9 protein-coding genes are annotated in these 6,617 nt (G+C 69.9%); all 9 read right to left on the reverse strand.

The genetic code is table 11. From position 1 onward, the window contains the following. Positions 1-18: 18 nt before the first annotated feature. The 9 genes from A4A78_RS17225 to A4A78_RS17265 all read right to left on the reverse strand — a co-directional run bounded on the left by A4A78_RS17225 (position 19) and on the right by A4A78_RS17265 (position 6,285). Positions 19-1,188 (reverse strand): AlpA family transcriptional regulator, encoded by a 1,170-nt coding sequence (locus A4A78_RS17225; protein ID WP_062951438.1) that lies wholly within the window; start codon positions 1,186-1,188, stop codon positions 19-21. Between the two features lie 275 nt (positions 1,189-1,463). Further along, entirely contained in the window at positions 1,464-1,799 is a 336-nt protein-coding gene (locus tag A4A78_RS17230) for a hypothetical protein (protein WP_062951439.1), read from the reverse strand. 62 nt (positions 1,800-1,861) lie between these two features. Then, the gene (locus A4A78_RS17235; protein WP_062951441.1) at positions 1,862-2,239 is read right to left on the reverse strand and encodes a hypothetical protein; all 378 of its coding nucleotides are present in this window, start codon (positions 2,237-2,239) and stop codon (positions 1,862-1,864) included. A 274-nt stretch (positions 2,240-2,513) separates the two neighbouring features. After that, positions 2,514-3,008 (reverse strand): hypothetical protein, encoded by a 495-nt coding sequence (locus A4A78_RS17240; RefSeq protein ID WP_062951443.1) that lies wholly within the window; start codon positions 3,006-3,008, stop codon positions 2,514-2,516. A 59-nt stretch (positions 3,009-3,067) separates the two neighbouring features. Then, the gene (locus tag A4A78_RS17245) at positions 3,068-3,727 is read right to left on the reverse strand and encodes a hypothetical protein (protein ID WP_062951445.1); all 660 of its coding nucleotides are present in this window, start codon (positions 3,725-3,727) and stop codon (positions 3,068-3,070) included. A gap of 120 nt (positions 3,728-3,847) precedes the next feature. After that, complete coding sequence (locus A4A78_RS17250; RefSeq protein WP_062951447.1) at positions 3,848-4,246, reverse strand: hypothetical protein; 399 nt, start codon at positions 4,244-4,246, stop codon at positions 3,848-3,850. A 144-nt stretch (positions 4,247-4,390) separates the two neighbouring features. After that, entirely contained in the window at positions 4,391-4,774 is a 384-nt protein-coding gene (locus A4A78_RS17255; protein ID WP_062951448.1) for a hypothetical protein, read from the reverse strand. 66 nt (positions 4,775-4,840) lie between these two features. Next, a complete protein-coding gene (locus A4A78_RS17260; RefSeq protein WP_062951449.1) occupies positions 4,841-5,788 on the reverse strand; it encodes a DUF3560 domain-containing protein in 948 nt (315 codons plus the stop codon). Then, the gene (locus A4A78_RS17265; protein ID WP_062951450.1) at positions 5,785-6,285 is read right to left on the reverse strand and encodes a hypothetical protein; all 501 of its coding nucleotides are present in this window, start codon (positions 6,283-6,285) and stop codon (positions 5,785-5,787) included. The genes A4A78_RS17260 and A4A78_RS17265 overlap by 4 nt, the downstream gene beginning before the upstream one ends. Positions 6,286-6,617 lie beyond the last annotated feature (332 nt).

Raw genomic sequence — 6,617 nt, forward strand, 5'->3', positions numbered from 1 at the left:
TGGGCTGCGCGGTGAGGGTCAGGTCGACGGGACGGCCTCGAGCGGGCTCAGGGAGTGCCATGAGATCCGCTCCTGGAGGCGGATCTCGCGGACCAGGAGTCCGAGGGCGCCGCGGATCTCGGCGTCGGCACAGGCCTCGAAGGGGCGAGCCCACGCGATGAGCTGCTTCGGGAAGAGGCGAGGGGTGGTCTTGGCGAGCGGGATGACCGTACGAGGAAGGTTCAGCCGGTCGACGCCGGCTGCACGGGTCCGGTGCTCGAGGTACAGATCGCCGGTCGACTCGACCCAGCTCATCCGCCACTGACCGGGAGTGCCCGGGACCTCCCAGTGATAGCCGAGGTCGAGCCCGGCGAGGGTGACCTCGTCCGCGCTCAGGCCCTCTCGCTCACTCCGGGTCAGATCCTCCCACGCTGCCCCCTTGAGGCCGCCTCCGGGGTGCACGAAGGCGACGCGGCGCGGATCATCGACGACCCAGGCCAGGGCATCGACGCGCTCACCCGCGAGCCTCGATGCCTCTTCGTCGACCTCGTCCCGCCAGCGCGCGGATGCGGCGGATTCCTTGGTCTGCTCGAGGTCGGCGTCAGCCCACTGAGCCCAGGCCAGGAACTCTTCCATCCAGGCGCGGGCCGCCTCGAGGTCGGCCTGGCGAATGGCGCGAGCAGCCTCCGCCACGGCGGCAGCCTGTAGCGCCTCCTCGCGGCTCCGTTCGCGGGCGCGCCGGAACCGCTCGGTGCTCGAGAAGGCGCTGAGCAGCCGTGCGAAGGCTCCGGGGTCCGCCGGCGGGAGGCCGGCGAGCTCTTCCTCCCCGGCGCGCGCAGCGGAGCGGGCGTCCCCGGCGAGACCTTCGAAATAGGCGATCTCGCCGGGGAGGTTCTGGATCGCGTAGAGGGCCCGCTGCTGATCCGTGCCTCCGGCAGACAGCTCGAACTCCGTCTGGAGCTCGAGGGCCCGGGGGTGCCGGACTCGTCGAGGGCGCCGTCCGATCGGCAGCTCGTCCTGAGCGAGGAACCGCTCGACCTCTTCGCGATCCCAGAGCGGTTGCCGCTCGACGTGGAGACGGGGCTGCGGGAACTGGCCCTTCGAGACGTAGGCGCGCAGCGTCGTCTCGGTGAGGGGGAACTTCCGGGTGTGGCATTGGGCGACCACTGCGTGGATCGACAGCGGATAGCGGGCATCGGGATCGGACATGGGGACCTCCGAGAGTCGCGAATGAGTACGTGACGCCAACTTACAACCGGACGATCTGTAAAACAAGCCTCAAGAGACAATCGGGGGGGGGGGTGGGGGCAGACTCCCCCATGTCCTGCTACAGGACACTTGTGCTGTTGTTTTGGGCGGCGGCGCTGCCGCGGGTGGGTGGTGGTCGCTTCCTCCTTCCTGCTACGCCTTGAGTCTACGGGACCCGAGCCACCATGTCAACACTCAAAGAGGAAACATGATGGCCGGCCCTTCCGGCGTGATGGTCAGGGGGTCACGAGGGCGGCGAGGGCCTCCTCGGCGACGTCTCGGGTGCAGGGGGTGTCGCCGTCGCAGTGATCCTCGTGGGGCTGTCGGGCGTAGGCCGTGAGTCGCGCCCGGCAGCGGGTGATCGCGGCCTGGAGGCGGGCGGCGTGGAGGGTGAGGTCGAGGACGGCGTCGGCGAGGCCGGGGGCCCACGCGTAGGCCTCGTGCCGGCTGCCGCATGCGATGTGGAGTCCGTCGTGTCCGTCCGGGCGGGTGCAGTGGTGCTCGCCGTGGTCAGTGTTGAGTGCGAGGCAGCGGGGTTCATGGTGGCCGCAGTAGGTGCAGTCGGCGCGCATCAGATTCTCCTGAGGTCGAGGGGGAAGGGTGGGCGGGCCCGGTGTCGGGCCCGCCCGGTAGGTCACGCCGCGTGGTAGCGGGCGATGAACATGGTGACCGCCCAAATGAGGTGGTCCTCCTCCTTGCGGAGCTGCTCATCGGTGAGGCCGAAGGTCTCGCCGGTGCGCGGGTTCCACGCGGTGACGGCGATGGTGCCTCGCAGCAGTCCGCCGGTGTAGGCGGTGCCGTAGAGGTTCGGCGGGGAGTTGTGGCTCCAGCCGTCCTCGTCGGCCCAGACCGTGATGTGGTTACCGCGGTCGTGGGGAGCGGGCTCGACCATGTTGACGATGGTGGAGTCGGTGCTCAGCGCCCGATACAGCTGGGGGAGCGAGTCCTCCTCGTTGTTCCACGCGATGGCCTCGACCTTGCGGTCGGCGGTGATCTTGAGCAGGTGGCTCATGGTTCCTCCTAGTGGTGAGCTTTCGTCCTGACACTTATGAGTATTCCAGACATGAGCCATGGTGTCAACACTAAAGAGGAAGCGGGGGGGGGTGGGGGGGGGCAGACTCCCCCATGTCCTGCTACAGGACACTTGTGCTGTTGTTTTGGGCGGCGGCGCTGCCGCGGGTGGGTGGTGGTCGCTTCCTCCTTCCTGCTACGCCTTGAGTCTACGGGACCCGAGCCACCATGTCAACACTCAAAGAGGAAACATGGTGGCCGGTCCCGGGGTGAGGTCAGGCGGTGGGCATGTAGTGCACGTCCCCCTCCTCGTCACTCTCGGCGTGGCCGCGGCGCAGGTGCTGCGCGGCGTCGTGAGCGCCGGTGGCGTCGAGCAGGGCGACCAGCGCGTCGGACTCGTCGCAGTTCAGGCGCGGGCCGATGTCGTATCCGAGCATCCCGTCACGGAAGATGTCCGCGACTCTGAGCGCGGCGACCGTGACGGCGAAGGTGTCCTGGGCGGGCAGCACCGGCAGCGGGTCCCATGAGGTCTCGCTGATCGCCTGCCAGCGGTCCAGGGAGTCCTGGTCCTGCTGGTCGACCGTGAGGCCGACCCTGGAGGCGCTGAGGGCGAGGGACTCGGCGAGGTCGGGCAGGTCGCCCCATTCCGCGGTAGCGCCCAGCGTGGCGAACGTGCGCAGCGTGAGGCGGGCGAGGTGGGCGATGGTGCGGGCGTCGCACTGGCGGGAGAGGTCGCCCATGGTCTCGGCTTCGTACAGGTTCAGGGTCATCGTTCCTCCGTGGAGGTAGGGGGTGGGGCCGGGCACGCGGGGTGCCCGGCCGGTGGGGGTCAGAGGCCGCGCATCGGCATGAGCAGGCAGCGCCAGCGGTCGTCCTCGTCGGTGCGGAACACGGCGGGCTTGACGGCGTCGGTGTTCAGGCGGAGGTGCACGCCCGCGTGCCGGTCGCCGGTGATCGCGTGGGCGGCCTTGTTCACCTTCGCGGCGAAGGTCGCGTTGAAGATCACCTCGGACTGATCACTCCCGGCGAGGCGCTCCCCCGCGGGGAAGAGCCGCTCCACGGGCGGGTACTCGCCGTCCGTGCACCGGGCGTTGAGGGTCGAGCCGTCCGGGAAGGTGAAGGCGATGCCGCGCTCGGGCTCGGCGGGGATCTCGATCTTGACCTCGAGCAGGGCCTCCCGCTTCTTGTACCGCTTCGCGGTGCGGAGCACCTCCTTCGCGTCGGCGAGGACCATGGCGGCCTGTGCGCCCTCCTCGAGCTCGTCGGGTCCGGTGAACTCGTCCTCGCCCTCGACCTCGGCCCGCTCGCCGCGGTGGAGGCGGTAGGTGCCCAGCGTGTAGCGGTCGGTCGCCGCGAACTGGACGCGGTCCCCCTCGGCCTTGACGTGCACGGTGTTCAGCACGGGCAGCGTGGTGTCCGCGCTCGCGAACGGGATCGTGCCCTCGAGGGCCCGGCGCAGCCGGTCGGCGGTGGTGGTGATGGTGACCATGGGATTCTCCTTCTCTCGGTCTTTCGTCCTGACGCTTATGAGTATTCCAGACATGAGCCGCAGTGTCAACACACACAAGGAAGCGCCCCGGACGGAGTGTCCGGGGCGCTGGCGGAGGGGTCAGGTGTAGCAGGAGGTGCAGCCGGTGCAGGTGGCCCCCGGGCCGGTGTGGGCGTGCAGGTCGATGAGGGCCTCGATCTCGCGGCCCACGGCGGCGAGGACCTCGCGAGACATGCCGGTGTTCTCGGCGGTGTCGGGGTTGTGGGCGGCGATGACGGCGCGGCCCGTGACGGGGTGGCCGCTGTAGAGGGTGGCGATGGGGTTGGGTGCGCTGTTGCGGTCGTGCAGGTGCCCCATGTCGTCGGTGATGATCTCGATCTCCTCGATCCCGCGGGGATGTCCGCTGTGGTGCGTGACGTCGGTGCCGATGAGGTTCGCGATTTGGTCGGGATCGGCGGGGTTGTAGCGGGCGGGGGTGATCACGCCGTCGGGGGTGATGGTGAGGATGTGGCCGGTCATGGATGCTCCTTCTCTCGGTCTTTCGCTCTGACACTTATGAGCATTCCAGACATGGGCCAGACTGTCAACATAAAAAGGAAGCGCCCCGGGGGGCCCGGGGCGCAGGGTGGGGAGGCGCTCAGGTGCAGCAGCCGGCGCAGCCGGTCATGAGTGCTCCTGGGGTCGGTGGTGGGCGGCGATGGCCGCGGCTGAGTGGAGGGCGGTGGCGATCCCGCCGATCAGGAAAACCTCGGAGAGGACGGCGGTGGCCTGGGTGAGGTCGAGGGGGACGTCCTCGCCCATCTCCTCAGCGGTGACGATGGCGTCTCCGTGGACGGTGCGGCCGGTGTACGCGCTGGCCCATTCGTTGCGGGGCTCGTCGGCGGCGGTGTCGGCGAGGACGGAGAGTCCGTCGCCGCGGTGGTGGTCGATCCAGCCGAAGTCCTCACCGAGTAGGCGGGCGTGGTGGGTGAAGGTGATGGGGACCTCGGAGCACGAGACGAGGTGTGCGCAGCGGTCGGGGGTGATCTTGACGAGGAATCCGTCCATGGGGGTCTCCTGGGGGGCTGTGAGGGCCCCGGGGGGAGCCGGTGGGGCTCACCCCCGGGGGAGTGGTCAGCGGTCGTTCTGGGGGCTGTCTGCGGTTCGCAGGGCGGTCACGTTGTGGTGGGGCACGCGGACCTCGCTGTGGCCGGAGGTGACCGTGAAGGTCTTGGGGTTGACCCGCTTGATCCGCCACCAGCCGGAGCCGTGGACCTGGACGAGGTCCCCGGCGCGGGCGGTGGAGGTGTCGACGGTGCGGCCGTCGGCGATCTGCTGTTCGCGGACCTGTTCCCAGTAGGCGATCTGTTCCTCGAGGTGGGCGGCCTCGGCGGCGTAGCGGTCGTGCTGGTCTCCGGTGGCGCCGGTGACCTCGGCGACCACGGTGCGGCCCTGGACGACCGTGTACCCGTCCCGGTGACGCTGGATGCGGCGGAGGTCCGCTCGGAGCTTATCGAGCCGGTTGGCGGTCGTGGCGGGTGACTCCGGGCGGGTGTTGGCCCGTGCGGACTCGGCCCGCCGCGAGGTCTCGCGGGCGGCGGCGTCCGCGTCGATCGCGGCGCGCATGTTGCTGTGGATCCGCTCGGCGTCCCGTCGCGCTCGGCGCTCGGAGTGGTGGCCGACCAGGATCGGCTGGCCGAACGGGATGGCGTCGGCGATCTGGTGCGCCGCAGCATGGCGCGCCTCGGAGGTGGCCTCGAGCCGCTCGGACTTCGCGTCGAGGGCCTCGGCCCGGGCGGCAGCCCGGGCTACCTTGTCCGCCTGGACATCCGCGGTCGCCCGGGGAGTGTTGTCCACCTCGACCTCGACCTCGAACCCCGCTTCGCGCAGGGCCTCGGCGGTCGCACGGATCTGCCAGTCCCGGGCGTGGTGATCACGTGAGCGCGGGATGTACCAGGCTCCGAGGTTCCGGGACCAGCGCCAGCGGTTGGCCTTGAGTGCCGGGGCGGAGCCGTCCCCGCGGGCGGTGCCGCTGATGAGCGTCCCCTCAGGGTGGGTGTGAGTGATGGTCAGGGCGGTCATGCCTGCACCTCCTGGGTGTTGGCGGCCGCGTTCAGGCGGCGCATGGCGAGTGAGAACAGCGGGTGTGCAACGGTCCGGGGGAGGTCTACGTCCCCCGCCTCGGCGCAGAGGGAGAGGACCAGCGAGGGGGAGTGGAGGGTCATCGCAGCGGCCCACAGCAGGTACGTGACCCGCGCGGCGTCCCGTGCCCCGCGAGGGGCGGACACCTCAGCGGCAGCCGCGTGGTCAGCCAGGGCACGGCACGCGCGGGAGACATGCTCGGCGCGGGCCGTGGGAGGTGTGGTGAGAAGAGCCCGGGCGAGCCGCTCGGGAGCATCGTCCTCACCGGGGTCGATCCCCGCGGCCCAGTAGTGGAAGGCAGGGAGGCCAGCGTCAGGATCCTCGGTGAGGGCCACATGGACGAAGCAAAGATCGGCGCGGGCGGGTTGGCGAGGTTCCAGGAGGGACTGGAGCACCTTGGCGATGGCCCGAGTCTCCGGGGACGGGGCGGTGGACATGGGGTCCTCCTCCGATCGGTTTTCGTTCTGACAGTTACCAGACTAGGGCAGGCATGAGCCGAGTGTCAACACCAAAGGACGAAGCACGGAAGATCGAAAGCACGGAAGCACGAAAATACGAATCTACGAATCCAGGCACCGGGCGCAGCCCGGGGCCGGCATCACACCCTCCACAGTAGAACCGCAGGTCATAGCCTAATCGGAGCCCATTGCTGACCAGGCACTTACCGGCACCCGATCCGGCGCGCAGCGCCGGAACCGGGACGCCGAGCGCCCCGCCTTGGCGGGGCGTGGGATGGGGGAGGGCGCAGCCCGATCCCCTCGGCCGCCGG

Origin of the sequence: Brachybacterium sp. sponge, assembly GCF_001613775.1 — a bacterium.
Lineage (GTDB): Bacteria > Actinomycetota > Actinomycetes > Actinomycetales > Dermabacteraceae > Brachybacterium > Brachybacterium conglomeratum.

Coding starts and splice junctions, on each gene's coding strand:
- A4A78_RS17235 (WP_062951441.1), bottom strand. CDS start 2,239: ATGAGCCACCTGCTCAAGATCACCGCCGACCGCAAGGTCGAGGCCATC.
- A4A78_RS17240 (WP_062951443.1), bottom strand. CDS start 3,008: ATGACCCTGAACCTGTACGAAGCCGAGACCATGGGCGACCTCTCCCGC.
- A4A78_RS17250 (WP_062951447.1), bottom strand. CDS start 4,246: ATGACCGGCCACATCCTCACCATCACCCCCGACGGCGTGATCACCCCC.
- A4A78_RS17255 (WP_062951448.1), bottom strand. CDS start 4,774: ATGGACGGATTCCTCGTCAAGATCACCCCCGACCGCTGCGCACACCTC.
- A4A78_RS17230 (WP_062951439.1), bottom strand. CDS start 1,799: ATGCGCGCCGACTGCACCTACTGCGGCCACCATGAACCCCGCTGCCTC.
- A4A78_RS17260 (WP_062951449.1), bottom strand. CDS start 5,788: ATGACCGCCCTGACCATCACTCACACCCACCCTGAGGGGACGCTCATC.
- A4A78_RS17225 (WP_062951438.1), bottom strand. CDS start 1,188: ATGTCCGATCCCGATGCCCGCTATCCGCTGTCGATCCACGCAGTGGTC.
- A4A78_RS17245 (WP_062951445.1), bottom strand. CDS start 3,727: ATGGTCACCATCACCACCACCGCCGACCGGCTGCGCCGGGCCCTCGAG.
- A4A78_RS17265 (WP_062951450.1), bottom strand. CDS start 6,285: ATGTCCACCGCCCCGTCCCCGGAGACTCGGGCCATCGCCAAGGTGCTC.